General features: G+C 64.1%; 15 protein-coding genes and 1 pseudogene. 5 read left to right on the top strand and 11 right to left on the bottom strand.

The genetic code is table 11. The features are described 5' to 3' along the window. The 6 genes from GA0061098_RS24875 to GA0061098_RS24850 form a co-directional block, all read right to left on the bottom strand. Window positions 1-2004 carry a putative bifunctional diguanylate cyclase/phosphodiesterase gene (locus GA0061098_RS24875; RefSeq protein WP_091962634.1) on the bottom strand — a complete coding sequence of 668 codons (2004 nt, stop codon included), beginning with the start codon at window positions 2002-2004 and terminating at the stop codon, window positions 1-3. Between the two features lie 304 nt (window positions 2005-2308). Next, window positions 2309-3193, bottom strand: a complete 885-nt coding sequence (gene blaBJP, locus GA0061098_RS24870; RefSeq protein ID WP_091962631.1) for a BJP family subclass B3 metallo-beta-lactamase — start codon at window positions 3191-3193, stop codon at window positions 2309-2311. A gap of 131 nt (window positions 3194-3324) precedes the next feature. Further along, window positions 3325-3597 carry a TonB-dependent receptor plug domain-containing protein gene (locus GA0061098_RS24865; protein WP_208610676.1) on the bottom strand — a complete coding sequence of 91 codons (273 nt, stop codon included), beginning with the start codon at window positions 3595-3597 and terminating at the stop codon, window positions 3325-3327. Between the two features lie 65 nt (window positions 3598-3662). Continuing rightward, window positions 3663-4895 (bottom strand): hypothetical protein, encoded by a 1233-nt coding sequence (locus GA0061098_RS24860; protein ID WP_091962624.1) that lies wholly within the window; start codon window positions 4893-4895, stop codon window positions 3663-3665. Between the two features lie 331 nt (window positions 4896-5226). Next, complete coding sequence (locus GA0061098_RS24855; protein WP_165637582.1) at window positions 5227-7572, bottom strand: autotransporter family protein; 2346 nt, start codon at window positions 7570-7572, stop codon at window positions 5227-5229. 723 nt (window positions 7573-8295) lie between these two features. Beyond that, entirely contained in the window at window positions 8296-8589 is a 294-nt protein-coding gene (locus GA0061098_RS24850) for a hypothetical protein (protein WP_091962618.1), read from the bottom strand. 162 nt (window positions 8590-8751) lie between these two features. Between GA0061098_RS24850 and GA0061098_RS24845 the strand changes: the two genes are divergently transcribed. Next, window positions 8752-9561 carry an ABC transporter substrate-binding protein gene (locus GA0061098_RS24845; RefSeq protein ID WP_091962614.1) on the top strand — a complete coding sequence of 270 codons (810 nt, stop codon included), beginning with the start codon at window positions 8752-8754 and terminating at the stop codon, window positions 9559-9561. Here the strand turns inward: GA0061098_RS24845 and GA0061098_RS24840 are convergent. The 4 genes from GA0061098_RS24840 to pstS form a co-directional block, all read right to left on the bottom strand. Continuing rightward, window positions 9535-10233: an ABC transporter permease gene (locus GA0061098_RS24840; protein ID WP_091962611.1), complete on the bottom strand. Its 699-nt coding sequence runs from the start codon at window positions 10231-10233 to the stop codon at window positions 9535-9537. The two genes, GA0061098_RS24845 and GA0061098_RS24840, sit on opposite strands and share 27 nt — an antisense overlap. Continuing rightward, the gene (arsC, locus tag GA0061098_RS24835) at window positions 10230-10601 is read right to left on the bottom strand and encodes an arsenate reductase (glutaredoxin) (protein ID WP_091962607.1); all 372 of its coding nucleotides are present in this window, start codon (window positions 10599-10601) and stop codon (window positions 10230-10232) included. The genes GA0061098_RS24840 and arsC overlap by 4 nt, the downstream gene beginning before the upstream one ends. A 17-nt stretch (window positions 10602-10618) precedes the next feature. After that, window positions 10619-11098, bottom strand: coding sequence for an ArsI/CadI family heavy metal resistance metalloenzyme (locus GA0061098_RS24830; RefSeq protein WP_091963142.1), 480 nt, complete (start codon window positions 11096-11098; stop codon window positions 10619-10621). A gap of 164 nt (window positions 11099-11262) precedes the next feature. After that, complete coding sequence (pstS, locus tag GA0061098_RS24825) at window positions 11263-12318, bottom strand: phosphate ABC transporter substrate-binding protein PstS (RefSeq protein WP_091962603.1); 1056 nt, start codon at window positions 12316-12318, stop codon at window positions 11263-11265. A 356-nt stretch (window positions 12319-12674) separates the two neighbouring features. Here pstS and GA0061098_RS24820 point away from each other — a divergent pair, with 356 nt between their 5' ends. From GA0061098_RS24820 to GA0061098_RS24805, 4 genes are all read left to right on the top strand, one after another. After that, complete coding sequence (locus GA0061098_RS24820; RefSeq protein ID WP_091962600.1) at window positions 12675-13526, top strand: 3-hydroxybutyryl-CoA dehydrogenase; 852 nt, start codon at window positions 12675-12677, stop codon at window positions 13524-13526. A gap of 236 nt (window positions 13527-13762) precedes the next feature. Further along, the gene (locus GA0061098_RS24815) at window positions 13763-14227 is read left to right on the top strand and encodes a group III truncated hemoglobin (RefSeq protein ID WP_091962595.1); all 465 of its coding nucleotides are present in this window, start codon (window positions 13763-13765) and stop codon (window positions 14225-14227) included. A gap of 224 nt (window positions 14228-14451) precedes the next feature. Next, on the top strand, window positions 14452-15105 hold the full coding sequence (locus GA0061098_RS24810) for a QcrA and Rieske domain-containing protein (protein ID WP_091962592.1): 654 nt from the start codon (window positions 14452-14454) through the stop codon (window positions 15103-15105). 116 nt (window positions 15106-15221) lie between these two features. Continuing rightward, window positions 15222-16949 (top strand): methanol/ethanol family PQQ-dependent dehydrogenase, encoded by a 1728-nt coding sequence (locus tag GA0061098_RS24805; protein WP_091962589.1) that lies wholly within the window; start codon window positions 15222-15224, stop codon window positions 16947-16949. A gap of 155 nt (window positions 16950-17104) precedes the next feature. Here the strand turns inward: GA0061098_RS24805 and GA0061098_RS45150 are convergent. Next, window positions 17105-17411, bottom strand: a pseudogene (locus tag GA0061098_RS45150) (integrase); the annotation flags it as partial.

Here is a 17411-nt window from a genome sequence, read left to right as displayed (position 1 = left end):
CTAGGCGACGACCTTGGCGCCGTCGAGGCGCCGGCGTTCGTTCGCCAGATAGTCGCCGATCGCATCGGCCGACATCGGTTTTGCGAAATAGTAGCCCTGGATGAAGTCGCAGCCGAGCCGGCGCAAGGTGTCGAGCTGGGCGCGGGTCTCGACGCCCTCGGCGACGCAGGCGATCTCCATGTCGTCGCAGAGGCCCGTCAGCGACTTGATGATCTTGTAACTGACCGGATTCTCGTTGATGTCGGCGACGAAGCTGCGATCGACCTTGATCTTGTCGAGCGGCAGCCGGTGCACGTGGCTCAGCGAGGAATAGCCGGTGCCGAAATCGTCCAGCGAAATGCCGCAGCCCATCGCCTTCAGCGTCGCGATCGACTGCTGCGCGCGCACGAAATCGAAGGTGACGGCGGTCTCGGTGATCTCGAAGTCGATCCGACGTGGCGACAGGCCGCTTTTCTCGATGATGGAGATCAGCGGCAGGATGCCTTCGGCGGCACAAACGTCGTGCGCAGACAGGTTGAACGACAGGCGGATGTCGTCGGGCCAGGTTTTGGCGGTCGCGAGCGCGCGCGCCAGCAGCGTCTGCGTCAGTGGCCGGATCAGGCCGATGCGCTCGGCCGCCGGAATGAAGTCGGCGGGGGAAACCCAGCCGAGACGGGGACTGTGCCAGCGCGCCAGCGTCTCGAAGCCCGCAGTGTGCTCGCTCATGGCATCGACGATCGGCTGGAACACCAGCTCCATCTCGGCGCCGAAATCGGAGGTGCGCAACAGGTTCTCGATCACGCCGCGGCTCCGGATCTCGGCCTCGAGCTCACCCGAGAAGATCACGGTGCGCCCGCGCAGTTGGCGCTTGGCGTGATAGAGCGAATAGTCGGCGCATTCATAGAGAGCTTCCGACGTTGTCGCGGAGTCCGGAAACAGCGCAAACCCGATCGAGCAGGACAGGCCGGTGTGGGCGGTGTCGAGCTGGTACGGCAGCTTGACCTGCCCGCCGATACGTTCGCCGAGCCGTGCCAGATCGGCATCATCGGGGTCACCACACACGACGAGGCCGAACTCGTCGCCGCCAAGCCGGGCGAATTCCACGCGTTGCGGGCCAAAGCCCTCGCAGACCTCGCGGATGCGGCGGCCCGCCTCGATCAGGACGCGGTCGCCGACGCTGTGGCCGTAATTGTCGTTGATCGGCTTGAAGCCGTCGAGGTCGATGATGCCAACCGCGACGCGAACGTTCCTGCGCTCGGCGTCGGCAAAGGCGCTCGACAGCTCGGCGAAGAAGCGGCGGCGGTTCGGCAGCTCGGTGAGGGAATCCAGATTGGCGAGGCGGAAGTTCTCGTCCGAGAGTGCCTGGGTCGCCGCCTGCTGTGCCAGCAGCGATTTGCGGCTGGCGACGAGGTCGGCGAAGTCGCGGTAGTAGATGGTCAGCACCGTCACCATCGCGCCGGTGACCAGCAAATTGTTGACGGCCATCGCCTCCAGCGTCGGCTCGCCCGTGGCGAAGTAAAACACGACGTAGGGCACGTCGACGACGAGAGTCACGATCAGCGCGGCCGAACGCAGATGCATCAGCGAGAAGATGCAGCCGATCACGGTCACCGCCATGTAGAAGGCCACCTGGCTCTTGGCAAAGGGATCGCCATAGGGATAGAGGGCGAACGACCAGACGGTGAAGCCCGCCGCGATCGGTGCCGCGATCCAGTTGGTGATACGCAGATTGCGCAGGATGTCGGCGTCGCTGCGGACGACGTGGCGCTGCCGCAGCCACCAGAAGGTCCGATAGCCCGCCACCGCGATCAATACGCCGGGCACGATCATGCTGAGCGAGGCCGGCGCCAGCGGCACATAGGTATATGCGACCGCGATCGTGTTGGTGATCAGGATGAAGTAGAGCAGCGGGATCTGCTTGGAGAAGGCGTCGAACTGCGCGCGCGTCAGCTCGGGATTGTCGGCCGGCACGCGAAACAGCCGCATTGCGGCGGCGAAGTGAGACTTCAAATCGGCAACAGGCATTGAAATACGAGCCCCGGATCCTGAAAACGCCGGCGATCTTGCATAGCGTGGGTAAAGGGCGGGTTAGATCGGGCCTTGCGCGAAAGACCAGCACAGGTTGCACGCTACCGCAGGAGTTTCCGGCTGAGTGCCAGGGCAAGGCTGTGTTAACGATACGGGGCCGCGGCAGCAGGCGTATCGCGGCGAAGTCCTGCAAAAGCAGCCGTTGCGTTCTGCTAACCATGCGTTTCGGCGCAACGTCTTGCCGCACCTCTCCCCGGCGGGCCCCAGCGGGGGAGAGGTCAAAGATAGCGTGCGATGGCCGCTACTTCTTCTCCAGCGCCGCGGTCTGCTTGGCGAGCTGCTTGTCGAAATCTTCCGACAGGCCGGTCGCGTAGGTCGCAAGCTCACCCTGTTTGACGAACGGATTCGGCGCGCCGTCCTTCATCTGCGCACGCTTGGCCTGCATGCCATAGACCTCCGGGTGCGGCCCGAGCAGCACGTCGACCTTCATCGCCTTCACTTTGGCGTAGGTCGCGCGGTAGTCGTCGACGATGCCGGGATAGGTCGGCTGTCCCACCAGCCGGTTCAGCGCCACGGTGCCGCTGCAGAAGAACAGCACCTCGCGGTTCTGATTGCCGTCCTTGACGGTCATCTCCCAGCTCGTGCAGCCGGGCGAGTGGCCGGGCGTCGCATGCGCTGTCAGCGTGGTGTCGCCGAGCGTAACCTTGTCGCCTTCCTTCACGACACGGTCGACCTTCACCGGCGGGAAAGCGAGGTCTTCGTTCTTCTCGTCGCCGGGATAGTAGCCGCCTTCGAGCAGCGGCTTGTCGCGCTCGCCGGCCACGATCTGCGCACCGGTCTCCTTCTTGATCTCGGCAAAACCGCCGGTGTGATCGAGATGTGCGTGCGAGTTGAGGACGATCTTGATGTCCGAGACCTGGAAGCCGAGCTTGGCGATATTGTCCTTGATCATGCCGGTCGACTGGGGCATCGCCGTGTCCATCAGGATCAGGCCCTGCGATGTCTTGATGACATAGACGGCGATGCCCTCGGTCCCGACATAATAGATGTTGCCGATAAGCTGGAACGGCTCGAACGTCGCCGTCCATTTCTGCATGACTGTTGCCAGGAAATCCTTGAGGGTCTGCGCCTGCGCGCCGGTCGCGAGGAATGCCAACGCACACAGCGCGGCCGTGAGTTTTCTCATAGTTTGCTCCCGAAGTGTTCTTGTCGTTTTGATCGGGCGGACGTCGCGGCTCGACCGCGCGCAGGTTACGTTGCAGCCGGCGTTGCGGGCAACTGCTTCGTATGAGGAAAATTTATCTGCCGCGCGGGAGCTTAGCGTCCGATCGTGACGCCGGCGGTCGAGCGCATGGCATCCCGGAGGCTCCTCGCGTTCATGTCGTCGAGGACTTCTCGCGTCAGGACGGTGGTCTGGCCGGGCGTGTTGAGGATGGTCTCGCCGCGCGAGGAGGAGAGCCGGTCCGTCTTGTAGGGCGCGGCTGGATCGGTGGCGGGCGTGTGGTGAGGCCGTTTGCTGGACGCCGCAAAGGCTCCTTGCGAGACGCAGACGGCGGCGATCACGATCAGTCGCAACAGCTTTGCAGGCATGCGATCTCCCATGTTCGGGAAACCTCAGCCTAGCACAAACGTGACGGCGCTTGCAGCGGAAAGGATCAGGCCAGAGCGGCCTGGCGTTCCCGCAACGGTTCGCGAACCCGATCGAGCTTTCCTGGCTCGGCGAGCCGGGTGAAGCTGCGATGGCTCGCCTGCGCGGGGGCCTCGACGATGACGCCCTCGCAGACGATCTGTCCGCCGAGCATCTTGAATTCCAGCTTGTCGTAGCGCGGCATCGTTTCGCCGGGCGCAGGCGGCAGCAGCCCGACGCTGCCCTGGATGTTCAGCGTGGCTTCGCCGGTGCCGTGAAGGCGGGGATTCCACATCCTGATTCCGCTTTCCGCCCAGCGCTGCCGGATCAGCGCGGTGCGATCGGCAGGTTCCGCTGCTTTCGCGCGAAGTTTCGGCGCACTGCGAATCTCCTCAGCGGGAGCCGCGAGAGCCGGAGCCGGCTCCTCATGGGTGACAACGATGGCGTCGGTGGAAGAGTCCTCCGCGGCGACGGGGGCAGGGTCGCTTGCAGCGATCGGCTCGATCGCCGCCGCGCAGTCGCAGGTGGGATCGCTGTCGATGCTCTCTTCAGCGACAGGTTCCGCCGGGACGTCGCGCTCGGCAAGCGTGACATGGGTGTCGTCTACAACGGGCCCGACATCGGCGACCGTAACAATGGAGGGATCGTCGGCAATGACGAGAGCGGGAGCCTCAACCGAAGCGACCTCAATCGAAGCGACCTCTAGATTGGACGAGGTCTCCTCCACGACATCAGGCTCAACGTCGGCTGCGAGCTCGGGAGATGGATCGCTGCTGATGACGGGCTCAGCGGCTTTGGCCGGCTCGTCCGCGACGTCGATGGCCGCGACCGTTTCCGTGGCGACGGGCTCGAGCTCCGTCGAGAGCTCCACAGGCGGATCATTGTCGATGACGGGCTCAGGAACATCGACTGGTTTGGGACCATCGACCGTTTCGCTGGTGACTTCGTCCGAGGCCAAGACATCTGCCACGAAGACCGGCTCGACATCTGACGGCGCCTGCTGCAGCGAATCGTCGCTGCCGGCGATATCGGCTGCTGCTTCCGCGATGACAGGGTGGGCGGTGCCGCCCTCGGCGACCGCGGCGTCGTTGCGCAGCGGATCAGTGCTGATGCCAGTGTCGAGAGCCGGAAGAGCTTCAGCGCTGTCGGTAACGATGACAGGCTGTTCCGCGACGACCGCCGCGCCATCGATGCTGCCGCCATGCGGCAAGGGCCGAAGCCGGGTGAACGCCCATTTCACCGCGGGGATGCGGCGCAGCAACGATATCAGTCTCGAAAGCACTGGGAGTTGTCCAAGAGGTACTCGGCGTGAGGCAATCGCTGATTCGCCAGCAATGTGAAAAACTGCCCCGGCCGTCACACCCCTGTCAATGTAGACGGGACCAATTGCAGAACATCCACGCATCCGGCGCGCGCGCCGCTGCATGATGTGTCAGGCCGCCTATGTCATCGGCGACGACAAGCTTTGGCTGGCCAGGGACATCGGATGGATGAAGGAACCGGAGCCGCAGGGGATCCGCAGCGTGATGAGATATTGCCCCGGCCGTTGATGGCGAACATCGCCGAACTGCGCAGCCTGCGACTCTCAGCACTCACCACACCAGACGGAAACCGCCGGTGCCCCTATAGCTGTGGTTGTCCGCGGGAGCATCGAGGCTTGCGCGATAGGTGATCTCGCCGAACACGGCATAGCGGCCGTTGGCCCAGCTATAGGTGCCGCCGCCGCCGATGCTGCCCCACAGCCGGTCATGGCCGCTGGCGAATCCGGTGCCGGCGACATCGATCCTGGTGCCTTCGAGAAATTCGTAGTGCAGATTGCCGATGGCATAGAGGTCGGAGCGGACGATGCCCGTGCCGTCATTCCAGGTGCGCTGATGATTGAGCGACAGTCCGAGACGGCCGAGCAGGCTGTCGGCGTTGCCGAGCGAGACCAGTGCGCCGAAGCGGTCGGTGAAGGCATCGAAGTCGACCTTCGAATAGGCAAGCTGCGCCTGCGGCGCCAGCCAGAGGCCGTTGCCAATTGCGATCCGCCTGCCGCCCTCGATGCTGAACGCGTAGCCGAGGCCCTCATTGCCGTGGATCAACGAGCCGGCCAGCGCAGATGACAGGTCGCTGCGATAGAACATGGTCTGCGCCTGGCCGTCGACATAGAAGCCGTCATGGCCGTACCAGGTCGCGGTGGCGCCGACGCCGGTTCCTTGCGCGCGGATACGGCCGTTGCCGAACAGCGAATTGACGAAGGCCGTGGTCAGGCCGTATTGCGCCGTCAGGCTGACGATCAGCCGGCCGCGCGCGTTGTCGAGCGCAGCGCCGTCGAGTCCGACTTGCACCTTCATCTCGTCGGAATCATAGGTGGAGCCGGTGGTGTTGGAAGGCCGCAACGCGCTCTGGCCGCCCTCGATCCGGCCCCAGAAGGCCGATTGCGTCCACGAGCCATCAGACGTCTGCGCGGTATCGACACCGGCGCGCGCCATCGCTTCGCTGCCGCCCCAATAGCGGTTGCCGGCGCGCTGCTGCAGGCTCGCCGCCTGGTTCATCCCGAGCAGCACCTGTGCGTAGTTCTCGTAGAGGGGAACGCCGGCCTGATAGAGCGGCCCGGCCGGCGCCGATGGCGGCGGATTGATCAGGCTGGACCGCAGATACCAGTCGCCGTCTGCGGGCGTGCTGATCCCGTTCTTCTGCAGCGTGTAGGCATAGGCGCCGCCGACCACGGCCTGCTGGCCGCCAATGACGTAATTGCCCTGCAGCGCGAAGGTGCCGTTCGAGGCGCCGGCGACGTCGATCACCTTGATGCCTTCGCTGGTCTGCGCGCCGAGGCCGCCGCGATTGAGCACGCGCACCGTCGTCGCCCCAGCCGTGCTGCCGGTGACCACGAGGCGGTCTGTCGACGACGCGTCGCCTCCCAGCACGCTTTCAATCTCCAGCCCGCCGCCGTTGCCGGTGTAATTGCCCGCGATCGTCAGGGTGCCGATGGAATTGCCGGGCGCGATCAGGCCGGCATTGGTGGTTGTGCCGACCGTGCCGATGCCCTGCAGCCGTCCGCCAGACAACACGCTGAGCGTGCCGCCGAGATTGCCGTTCACCGACAATGTGCCGCCCTGCACCGTGGTCGGGCCGGTGAAACCTGCATTGTTGCCCGTGAGCGTCTCACTGCCGCTGACGAGCGTCAGCCCGCTGCCGCCCGTAAACGTTCCGGCGAAAGTGTCATTTGCGTTGGTCAGCGTCAGCGACTTCGCGCCCATTGCGACGGTGCCGCTTCCCGCGAGGCTTTGAATATCCGTCCCCGTTGCGGCGATGCCGGAAATATCGAAAGTGCCATTTGCGGCCACGTGGCTTGACGACGCGACGGCGCCAATGCCCGTCAGCGCCAGCGTACTGCCGGCGTTGATCAATGTTTGGCCGGCATAGGTGTTGTTCGCGGCGAGATTGAAGATGCCGCCGCCGGTCACGGTCAAACCACCAACGCCGCTGAAGGCAGACGCCCCAACGGTTCCGATCGTAAGGCCCGCCGTATCGACCGTCAGTCCGCCCGCGGCGATATTGAGTTGTCCTGCCGAAAATCCGGTGAGGAAGCTGGCAGTGCTGGTCGGCTGGGCGCGCAGAGTGGCATTATCGAAATTGGCTTGTATGGTTCCAAGGCCCGCTTGCAGTGACAGTGCCTGAAGCGTGCCGCCACCGCTGATGTTGAGCGTGCCCGAACTGCTGGCACCCACGCCCAACCGAACCGATCGAGCGCTGACGAAGCCGCCATTGTCAATGTTGAGTGTGCCTGACCCACCGTTACCAATTCTAAATTGGGTGTTGACAGAGTTCAATTGCGATCCGGCTCCGGTGACCGTCACGACGCCAATATTACCTGCATTGTTCCCAATGGTCGTTGCACTGGCGTTGACCGTGCTGGTCAGTGTGCTGCCGTTCTGAATGATCAGAATGCCCACTCCGGCTACACTACTGACGTTTAGGCTCCCAGAGGCACTGGACGCTGGACCGCTGACGCCAAGGACCGCCGGAACCGAGTTCAAAATGTTGGCGACGCCTGCGGGCACCGCTCCGCCCACCCAGTTGGCTCCATTCGTCCAGTCGTTGCTTGTTGTTCCGGTCCAGGCCGCCGCCTGCGCCGCCGCTGATCGCGGCAACAGCGCCGATAGCGCGACCGCAGAAGCGCACATCAGCAGCAGAGGGCGCAGGCGCACGCGCGTGAGGGGCAGCGGTGCACTCCGGCGAGGGCTTGAACTTGGTTTGTCGTTCGCTTGTCGTGAAAACGTCGCAGCCCCGATGCATTGGCGCATGGCGCACAGCCCTTGTTGTTGGTCTTGGTGCTGCGCCGGATGGCGGATTGCCAAACATCATCGACAGCGGATCGTGATTGTTACGGTATGTGGCTGCCTGTGATCGGGTCAATGCAGATGATTGCGCGCAATCGGGAAAAATGAGCAGTGTGTTTCCGATGCAACGTCAGGTCGACGGAATTAATGCCGCGGTAACTACACCACGCGTGTCGAACGTAAATTGATGGCGTGCGCGGCAAGACGGCGACCAGCATCTTGTGCGAGCAACATGACGGAGCGAGCCCGAGACTCGCTGCGTCATATGCCGCGACTGATTCGCGAGCCTCGGCGGAACCCTTCAAGTACGACCCGCGCCGAGCTCTCCGTTTTTGTCTATCGCCCGCCGGAGCCGGAACCTGAACCTGAGCCCGCGCTGCCTCCGGCCTGACTGCCCATGTTGTTCGTGTTGGTGCCGCCGGCCGATGGTTGCTGCGCGCCCTTGCTGTCGCTCGCCTCGTTCTGCATGTTCGACGACTTGCCGGTCGTCATTCCCTTGGTCGCCGGGCCGCGCGAGGAGGGGCCGACGTCGCCCTGACTGGAGGCGCCGGGAGCCGGTTGTGTCTGCGCGAAGGCGCTACCGGTCGCCAGCGCCATGATGCATGCGGATGCCAGAATGATCTTTTTCATGGGATTCTCCTTGACATGACATCTCCGGACAATCCGCCTGCGGCATCGACGTTCCTGCCGATTTGATGCCATCGCTTCAACTCTCTGCGGCCGAATGTCGGGGTTCCCGTCGCCATCGCCATCGGCTATTCAGGACCGTCATTGTTTGTTGGGGGACGACGCATGAGGAAGATTGTCGCCATCGGAGCGGCTTTGCTCTGGTCCACCATCGCGTTCGCGCAGGAGCGCACCATCACGGTTGCCTCGACCACGTCGACGGAACAATCAGGCCTGTTCGGCCATCTGCTGCCGCTGTTCGAGAAGGCCGAGGGCATCAGCGTGAAGGTCGTTGCCGTCGGCACCGGACAGGCGCTGGATATCGGGCGGCGCGGCGATGCCGACGTGGTGTTCGTCCATGACCGGGTTGCCGAAGACAAGTTCATGTCCGAAGGGCAGGGCGTGAAGCGCTTCGACGTCATGTACAACGACTTCGTCGTCGTCGGGCCCAAAAGCGATCCCGCGAAGATCGCCGGCGGCAAGGATGTCACCGATGCGCTGCGCAAGATTGCTGCGGCGAAGGCGCCGTTCATCTCCCGCGGCGACAAGTCCGGCACGCACGCGGCCGAGCTCCGGCTGTGGAAGGAGGCGGGCGTCGACATCAGTGCCGGCAAGGACAGCTGGTATCGTGAGATCGGTCAGGGCATGGGCCCGGCGCTGAACATGGCGTCGTCGTCGAACGCTTATGTTCTGTCGGACCGCGGCACCTGGCTGTCGTTCAAGAATCGCGGCGAGCTCGCCATCCTCACCGAAGGCGACAAGCGGCTGTTCAACCAGTACGGCGTCATGCTGGTCGATCCGGCCAAGCATGCGAACGTGAAGGCGAAGGATGGGCAAGCCTTCATTGACTGGCTGGTCTCGCCGAAGGGGCAGGACGCGATCGCCGGCTACAAGGTGGGCGGCGAGCAGCTATTTTTCCCTAACGCGTCCCACTAGCAGGAAGGCGACGGTCGACACCGCGACGCTGAGCGCGAGCAGGATCAGTCCGAGTCCGAGTGCCAGCGGCAGATCGCCCTTGCTGGTCTCCAGCGCGATCGCGGTCGTCATCGTGCGCGTGAAGCCGCGGATGTTGCCGCCGACGATGATGATGGCACCGACCTCGGCGATGGCGCGCCCGAAGGCCGCGAGAAAGGCCGTCAGCATCGAGGTCCGGCCGAGCGCGAACAGCAGCGCCATGCAGCGGAAGACCGACAGCCCATCGATCCGTGCCAGATCGCCATATTCCGCCCACAGCAGGCTCGCCGGCCGGTGCACGAGCGCGACCACGATCGGGGTGGCGAGCAGCGTCTGCGCGATCACCATGGCGGCCGGCGTGAACAACAGTCCGGCCACCCCGAGCGGGCCGGAGCGCGACAGCAGAAGATAGAGCGCGAGCCCGACCACGACCGGCGGAAGGCCGAGCAGCGCATTGGTCAGCACGATGACGACCTGACGTCCGCGGAAACGCGTGATCGCAAGCAAGGCCCCGATCGGCGCACCGATCAGCAGGGCAAGGACGCTCGCGGTCAGGCTGACGCGCACCGACAATGCGACGATGCCGAGCAGCTCGGCGTCGGCTTCGCCGATCAGCGAGAGCGCCGCGCCAACGGATCGTGCGAAATCGTTCATCCGGCCTGACGCTGTTGCGCCGGCAGCAGATCGAGCACCAGTTCGGAGGGACGGCAGAGCCTGACGCCCTTCGGCGTCACCACGATCGGCCTGTTGATCAGGATCGGGTGCGCCATCATCGCATCGAGCAGCTGTTCGTCGGTCAGCGCGGGGTTGGCGAGCCCGAGCTCCGCATAGGGGGCAGCCTTTTCGCGGACCGCCTCACGCACCGAAATTCCCATGCGTGCGATGAGCTGCTGCAGCAGGGCTCGCGATGGCGGCGTCTTCAGATACTCGACCACATGCGGCTCGATGCCGGCGTTCCGGATCGTCGCGAGCGTCGTGCGCGACGTGCCGCATTCGGGATTGTGGTAGATGATCACGTCCATTGCAGATGCCCTTGTGCTCAGCAGCAGGCCTTTGAGGCCGCCGGCGCCGCTTGCGGCGCGCAGCAAGCCGACTGGGTCTCTTGTTTCTCATGCGCGACCCGCGCCTGGTTCTCGCCGGTGCCGTCGCCGTAATCGGTGCTCTCGCCCGTGGTGTGGAAGGTTTCCCAGGCGATCCCGGCGGGATCGTCGATCCAGGACTTTTCCGACTTTGCGTAGCAGCAGGTGGTCTGCCCCTGCTCGACAACGTTGCCGCCGGCCTTGCGCAGCCGGGCATAGACCTCCTGGAGCTCCTCGCCGGTCTCGACCTGGATGCCGAGATGATCGAGCCCGGCCGCGCGTCCGCGCGTCGAGATCGCAAAATTCACCCGCGGGTCGTCCAGCATCCATTTGGCATAGTCGGACTTCACCACCGAGGGCTCGCTCGCAAACAAGGCGGAGTAGAACCCGATGGACCGGGAGAGATCCTCGACGGACACGTGAACGTGCAGGCGCTTCATGGTCTGTCCTTTCAGGCTGGCACCCTGTTGCGCTTTCGCGCGGCCCTCGGAGCGCGTGACGCTCCGCCTCAGCAACCAAACGATTGTGGAAATAACAGGCAGCTGTCAATCGAGATAGGGGGCAATCCGTCCCAATCTCGATCCGACGGCGGGCGTTTTGAGGTTCAGCGTTTGGCGGCAGCCGATGCCGAGATCCTGGGCGCAGCGTCGATGCTCTGGTGCCAATAGCGCTCGATCTGGTCGATCAAGGCAGGCGGCAGCGGGACGTAGTTGAGCGTCTGGGCCTCGGACTTTCCGTTTTCCAGCGACCAGCGGACGAAGTCGATGGCGGCTGCCGATCGTTCCGGTGATTTCGGCGCCTTCGGCATCAGCACGAACGTCGTCGCCGTGATCGGGTAGGCATCTTCGCCGGGTGCGTTGGTGAGCACGAGATGGAAATCCTTCTCGGCTTTCCAGTCCGCGCTTGATGCGGCCGCCTGGAAAGATGCGGCGTCAGGCACGACGTAATTGCCGGCGCTGTTCTGCACGATACCGAAGGAAATCCGGGCGAGCCGTTGCAGCGCGTAAGTGTATTCGAGATAGCCGATCGCGCCGGGAACGAGGCTGACGAGCGAGGCGACACCATCATTGCCCCGGCCGCCGAGGCCAAGCGGCCATTCGACGGAGGTGCCTTCGCCCACGCTGGCTTTCCACTGCGGGCTGACCTTCGCGAGGTAGTTCGACCAGTTGAACGTCGTGCCGGAGCCGTCGATGCGATGGACCACCGTGATCGCAGCGTTCGGCAATCTGACGTCGGGGTTGATCGCGGCGATCGCGGGATCGTTCCAGGATTTGAGCTTGCCGAGATAGATGTCGGCGAGCACCTGCCCGGTGAAGCGGATCTGGCCGGGCTTGACGCCGTCGATATTGACCACGGGGACGACGCCTCCGATCACGATCGGGAATTGCATCAGGCCGAGCCTGTCCAACTCCCGGGGGGCGAGCGGCATGTCGCTGGCGCCGAAGTCGACGGCTTCCTTTTTGATCAGGCCAAGGCCGATGCCCGAGCCGACGGCTTGATAGCTGACGACGTTTCCGGTCTTGGCCTTATATGCGTCGGTCCATTTCGCCATCACGGGGGAAACGAAGGTTGAGCCGGCGCCTTTGGTTTCGGCTCCCAAGCCCGGCGTTGCGACGAGCAGAGCGGCGAGGATGATGGGAAGTGCAATATGTGTCTTCATTTGCGCGACGCTAACAGGTGGGGCACGAAGCCGATGTGGTCGATCTCACAATTGCGTCGCGAGGCATTCGCGGTGGCCATTGCGCGCCGACTACACCATGCCGTCAGCTCCGCCGCGTCGTCCGATTGAGGGAGATCGCTGGCCCGGCCGGGCAGGGACGCAATTTGGGGCAAATTGCGCGCCATGCGGCCAAATCGGGCCGTTTCGCGCCCGCCAGCAGCTTTATTCCCGCCGTGGATGCTTTAAGGAGAGTGCGGATCAGGTCGCAGTCGCCCCGTGGCGGTGCTAGACCCTGGTGCAGGAAATAATGGGTCGGGCCGGGATGGCTCGCCCGCAAGGATGAAGGATATGAGGCAATGATCCAGACCGTTGGCATCATCGGGGCAGGGACCATGGGGAATGGTATCGCGCAGATCTGCGCGGCGGCCGGGCTCTCGGTCGTGATGGTCGACATTTCCGATGCGGCGGTGAACCGCGGGTTGTCGACCGTCGGCGGCAGCCTCGAGCGTCTGGTCAAGAAGGAGAAGATGTCGGCGGCCGGTCGCGAGGCGGCGCTCAAGCGCATCACCGGCACCACCGACCGGGCGAAGCTTGCCGATTGCGATCTCGTCATCGAGGCCGCAACCGAGAACGAGGAGCTCAAGGTCAAGATCCTGAAGGATCTCTGCGCGACGTTGTCGCCGCGCACGCTGCTTGCGACCAACACCTCGTCGATCTCGATCACGAAGCTCGCTGCGGCGACCGATCGTCCCGACCGCTTCATCGGCATGCACTTCTTCAACCCGGTGCCGGTGATGGCGCTGCTGGAGCTGATCCGCGGCCTGCAGACCTCCGACGACACCCACGCCAAGGCCCTCGATTTCGCCAAGCGCGTCGGCAAGGTGGCGATCACCGCCAAGAACAGCCCGGGCTTTGCCGTCAACCGCATCCTGTGCCCGATGATCAACGAGGCGATCTTCGCGCTCCAGGAGGGAATCGCGACGGCGGAAGAGATCGACGCCGGCATGAAGCTCGGTTGCAACCATCCGATCGGGCCGCTGGCTCTGGCCGATCTCGTCGGGCTCGACACCATGCTTTCGGTGATGGAGGTCTTTTACAAGGGCTTCAACGATCCTAAATACAGGCCAGCGCCGCTGCTCAAAGAGATGGTCGATGCAGGCCATCTCGGCCGCAAGACCGGGCAGGGCTTCTACATCTATAGCGCCTGATCCTCGCAATTTGCGCTGCGACAAAGACGGATGTCGCGAATTGCGCCAGCATGGATGCGGGCGTTCCCTTCTCCCCTTGTGGGAGAAGGTGGCGCGAAGCGCCGGATGAGGGGTTGTTGCCGCAGACTCACTCGCTGAGGAGCACGCGGAGGCAGACCCCCTCACCCGGCTCGCCGCTGTGCGGCGAGCCCCTCTCCCACAGGGGGAGAGGGAAAGACGAAACGGACGAAGCAAAGATGTCGGATCGACTGAAGGCCGAGCGCGAGGCGGCGGCCGCACGGCGGAACCTGTTGACCCAGGATGCGATCGAGCGCACCGGGATTACCGAAGAGATGATCGGGGAACTCGTCACCCGCTTCTACAGACGCGTGCGCGAAGATGCACGGCTGGGGCCGGTGTTCGGGATCGTGCAGAATTGGGACGAGCATCTCGCCAAGCTCAGGGATTTCTGGTCCTCGGTCGTGCTGATGAGCGGCCGCTATCACGGCTCGCCGATGCGGGCTCATTTGCCGCTGAGCCTGGTGGGCGATCATTTCGACCGCTGGCTCGATCTGTTCGAGCAGACCGCGCGCGAGGTCTGCCCGCCGCCGGCGGCTGCACTGTTCATCGACAAGGCGCGCCGCATCGCCGACAGTTTTGAGATGGCATCAGCCACCGTCGCCGGTTCTATCGCCGCGCCGCGCCACGTGCTCAGGTCCTGACGACGACCGGTTGCCTGCAAACATAGCGCGCTGCACCAATTCCAACATCATCGGTCTGATCTGCAAAATCATCATGCCGCTCGCGCGGCGTGACGTTGAAATTGTGAAAACGCGCTTGAATTCGTTCATCGTCGTTCAATCAACGCGAGCAAAGCCATATTGATGCACTGCGGTGCCAACTCTTCGCCTTGTTTTCGGCAGAGTTCCAGCGCCTGCTTGTGAACATGTCCCGCGCATCGTTCACAACCAATTCATCACCGTCCGAGAGTCCTGGGGAGCCCGAAGCCGGCGCCTGTGCCGAGCAGACGCGGCGAACGGTCCTGCTTGGCGCGCTCGCCACCACCGCCTGCCTCGGTTGCTCCGCGTCTGCGCGCGCGGGCGAGGATCCGCCCGGGTCCGACGAACGGCCGCAGAAAGGCGATGTGCTCGTCTTCTCCGAAGGCGACAAGGAGGGAAAGCTCATCACCGCAGCCGACCTGCCGGCCGGCGGTCCGCCGGTGCATGCCTGGCCGAAGGATCCCAAGACATCGGTGGTGCGCAGCGCCACCCGGCTCAACGAGATCCTGATCATCAAGCTCGATCCCGCCGAGCTCGACGAGAAGACGGCCGCGCGCGCCGTCGACGGCATCATCGCCTATTCGGCGATCTGCTCGCATGCCGGCTGTCCCGTGTCCGCCTGGGTGAAGAGCGATGTCGGCGACAAGGAGGTGTTCAAGTGCATGTGTCACAACTCCGAATACGATCCTCGTGCGGGCGCACAGGTTGTGTTCGGCCCGGCGCCGCGACGGCTCGCGGCGCTGCCGGTGACGCTCGCTGACGGCTCGCTCAGCGTCGCCGGCAATTTCATCGGAAAGGTAGGTGGCGCGCAGCCAGGATGATGGAGGTGCGGGCCCGCGCCCGCGTCACGAGAGGCCGTATCCGCCGACGGGCGGACGGCGGGACGAACGACAAGAATTCAACACAAGAATTCAAACGGATGAAAAGGGGAACGTCCATGACCAGGAAGCAATGGTACCTGTCCGGCTTCGTCGCCTTCACTTGCCTCGCCTCGACCGCCGCCGTGTCAGGTCCGATCGAGAATTACGCACCGGTCACCGCACAGCGGCTGGAGAATCCGGAGCCAAACAACTGGATGCTCTATCGGCGCACCTATGACGGGCACGGCTATAGCCCGCTCGATCAGATCAACACCTCCAACGTGAAGAATCTCACGCCGGTCTGGACCTTTGCCACCGGCGTTGTCGAAGGTCACGAGGCGCCGCCGATCGTCAACAACGGCGTGATGTTCGTGGCGACCCCGATGGGGCAGGTGATCGCGCTCAACGCCAAGACCGGCGACGAATACTGGCGCTACAAGCGGCAGCTCCCCGACGATCTGTTCCAGCTGCACCCGACCAGCCGCGGCGTCGGCCTCTGGGAGGACAAGCTCTACCTCGCCACCACGGACGACCATGTCGTCGCGCTCGATGCCAAGACCGGCAAGGTGGTGTGGGACACCAAGGTGCAGGACTACAAGAAGGGCCAGTATATGACCCTGATGCCGCTGATCGTCGACGGCAAGGTCATTGTCGGCGGCTCCGGCGGCGAGTTCGGCGTGCGCGGCTATATCGCGGCCTATGATGCCAAGGACGGCAAGGAGCTGTGGCGGACCTTCACCATCCCGGGCGAAGGCGAGCCGGGCCATGACACCTGGCAGGGCGACGACTGGAAGAACGGCGGCGGCTCGGCCTGGATGACCGGCAATTACGACAAGGAGACCAAGACGATCTATTGGGGCGTCGGCAACGCCGCGCCATGGCCCGGCGAGACCCATCCCGGCGACAATCTCTACACCTCCTCGGTACTTGCGCTCGATCCGAGCACGGGCAAGATCAAGACCTATCACCAGTATCACCAGAACGATTCCTGGGACTGGGACGAGGTCGATGCGCCGATGCTGATCGACCTGCAACGCGATGGCCGCAACATCAAGAGCCTGGTCCATCCGGGCCGCGACGCGATCTTCTGGGTGCTCGAGCGCACGCCGACCAAGATCAACTACGTCGCCGGCTGGCCGTTCGTATCGACCGACGTCTGGAAGGGCATCGAGCCCGAGAGCGGCAAGCCGATCGTCGACCCCGCGCACAAGCCGGTGATCGGCAAGCGCGTCGAGTTCTGTCCGTCGCTGTGGGGCGGCAAGGATTGGCCGTCGGCGGCCTACAGCCAGAAGACCGGCCTCGTCTACGTGCCCGCCAACGAGAACTTCTGCGGCGGGTTCACCGGCGAGAAGGTCGCCCTCAAGCCGGGCGAGCTCTGGCTCGGCACCAAGCCGGAAGACATCGGCCTGAAGACGAAGCCGGGCGCGGATCATTTCGGCGAGCTGCAGGCCTGGGATCCCACCACGGGCAAGAAGGTGTGGCAACACAACTTCCCGAAGTCGCAGCTGTTCGGCTCGGTGACCGCGACCGCGGGTGATCTCATCTTCGTCGGCGGCACCAATGACCGCAACTTCCGCGCCTTCAACGCCAAGACCGGCGAGCTCCTGTGGGAGCAGAAGACCAACTCCGGCATCATGGGCATGCCGGTGTCCTATGAAATCGACGGCACCCAATACATCGCGATCCAGTCGGGATGGGGTGTCGACGCGCAGCGCATCCAGGACGCGCTGGTGACCAACAACATCGGCATCGAAGCCAACGTGCCGCAAGGCGGCGTCATCTGGGTGTTCGCGCTGAAGAAGTAGCTCCGCGGCGGATCGAAAGAAGCGGAGCAGCAGGGGGGTGGCGAATGCGGCGGACGGCAACGTCCGCCGCATTTTTGCGATGGAAGGCGTTGAACGCGCTTTGTCCAGCGGATGGATAGGTAACAAAACAGACCGGATGGATGGGTAACAGTTGTTCATGATTTGGTCGGCTGCGGCGCGGCGCTGGCGCTGCGCCGTAGCTTGCGCGTTTTCTGGTCGATGATGCCGATCGGTACGTTGAAGAAGCGCACTTGCCAGGTTCCGTCTTCGGTCTCCTCGACGGCAACGGCTTCACCAACGAGAGCGCTGCAAATGTGAATGAGCTCGCCTCGCCATTTGATCTCGCCGTTGGAGCGAACCTGGCGCACCGCGGCTTCGGCCGGGTAATCAGGCTCGGGAAGCCGCCTCGGCATCGCACGCGGCGAGGGCTGATAGACGCTGGCAGGTGGGCGTTGGCCAAGC

Origin of the sequence: Bradyrhizobium shewense, assembly GCF_900094605.1 — a bacterium.
In the GTDB taxonomy this organism is placed as follows: Bacteria; Pseudomonadota; Alphaproteobacteria; order Rhizobiales; family Xanthobacteraceae; genus Bradyrhizobium; species Bradyrhizobium shewense.
Note: the sequence above shows the minus strand (reverse complement) of the source record. Positions and strands in the feature narration are given on the sequence as shown.

Excerpts from the sequence above, each read along its gene's own strand:
- blaBJP (WP_091962631.1), bottom strand. The coding sequence starts at position 3,193 with ATGAGAAAACTCACGGCCGCGCTGTGTGCGTTGGCATTCCTCGCGACC.
- GA0061098_RS24840 (WP_091962611.1), bottom strand. The coding sequence starts at position 10,233 with ATGAACGATTTCGCACGATCCGTTGGCGCGGCGCTCTCGCTGATCGGC.
- GA0061098_RS24815 (WP_091962595.1), top strand. The coding sequence starts at position 13,763 with ATGTCGGATCGACTGAAGGCCGAGCGCGAGGCGGCGGCCGCACGGCGG.
- GA0061098_RS24865 (WP_208610676.1), bottom strand. The coding sequence starts at position 3,597 with ATGCCTGCAAAGCTGTTGCGACTGATCGTGATCGCCGCCGTCTGCGTC.
- GA0061098_RS24810 (WP_091962592.1), top strand. The coding sequence starts at position 14,452 with ATGTCCCGCGCATCGTTCACAACCAATTCATCACCGTCCGAGAGTCCT.
- pstS (WP_091962603.1), bottom strand. The coding sequence starts at position 12,318 with ATGAAGACACATATTGCACTTCCCATCATCCTCGCCGCTCTGCTCGTC.
- GA0061098_RS24850 (WP_091962618.1), bottom strand. The coding sequence starts at position 8,589 with ATGAAAAAGATCATTCTGGCATCCGCATGCATCATGGCGCTGGCGACC.
- GA0061098_RS24845 (WP_091962614.1), top strand. The coding sequence starts at position 8,752 with ATGAGGAAGATTGTCGCCATCGGAGCGGCTTTGCTCTGGTCCACCATC.
- GA0061098_RS24820 (WP_091962600.1), top strand. The coding sequence starts at position 12,675 with ATGATCCAGACCGTTGGCATCATCGGGGCAGGGACCATGGGGAATGGT.
- GA0061098_RS24830 (WP_091963142.1), bottom strand. The coding sequence starts at position 11,098 with ATGAAGCGCCTGCACGTTCACGTGTCCGTCGAGGATCTCTCCCGGTCC.
- arsC (WP_091962607.1), bottom strand. The coding sequence starts at position 10,601 with ATGGACGTGATCATCTACCACAATCCCGAATGCGGCACGTCGCGCACG.
- GA0061098_RS24875 (WP_091962634.1), bottom strand. The coding sequence starts at position 2,004 with ATGCCTGTTGCCGATTTGAAGTCTCACTTCGCCGCCGCAATGCGGCTG.
- GA0061098_RS24805 (WP_091962589.1), top strand. The coding sequence starts at position 15,222 with ATGACCAGGAAGCAATGGTACCTGTCCGGCTTCGTCGCCTTCACTTGC.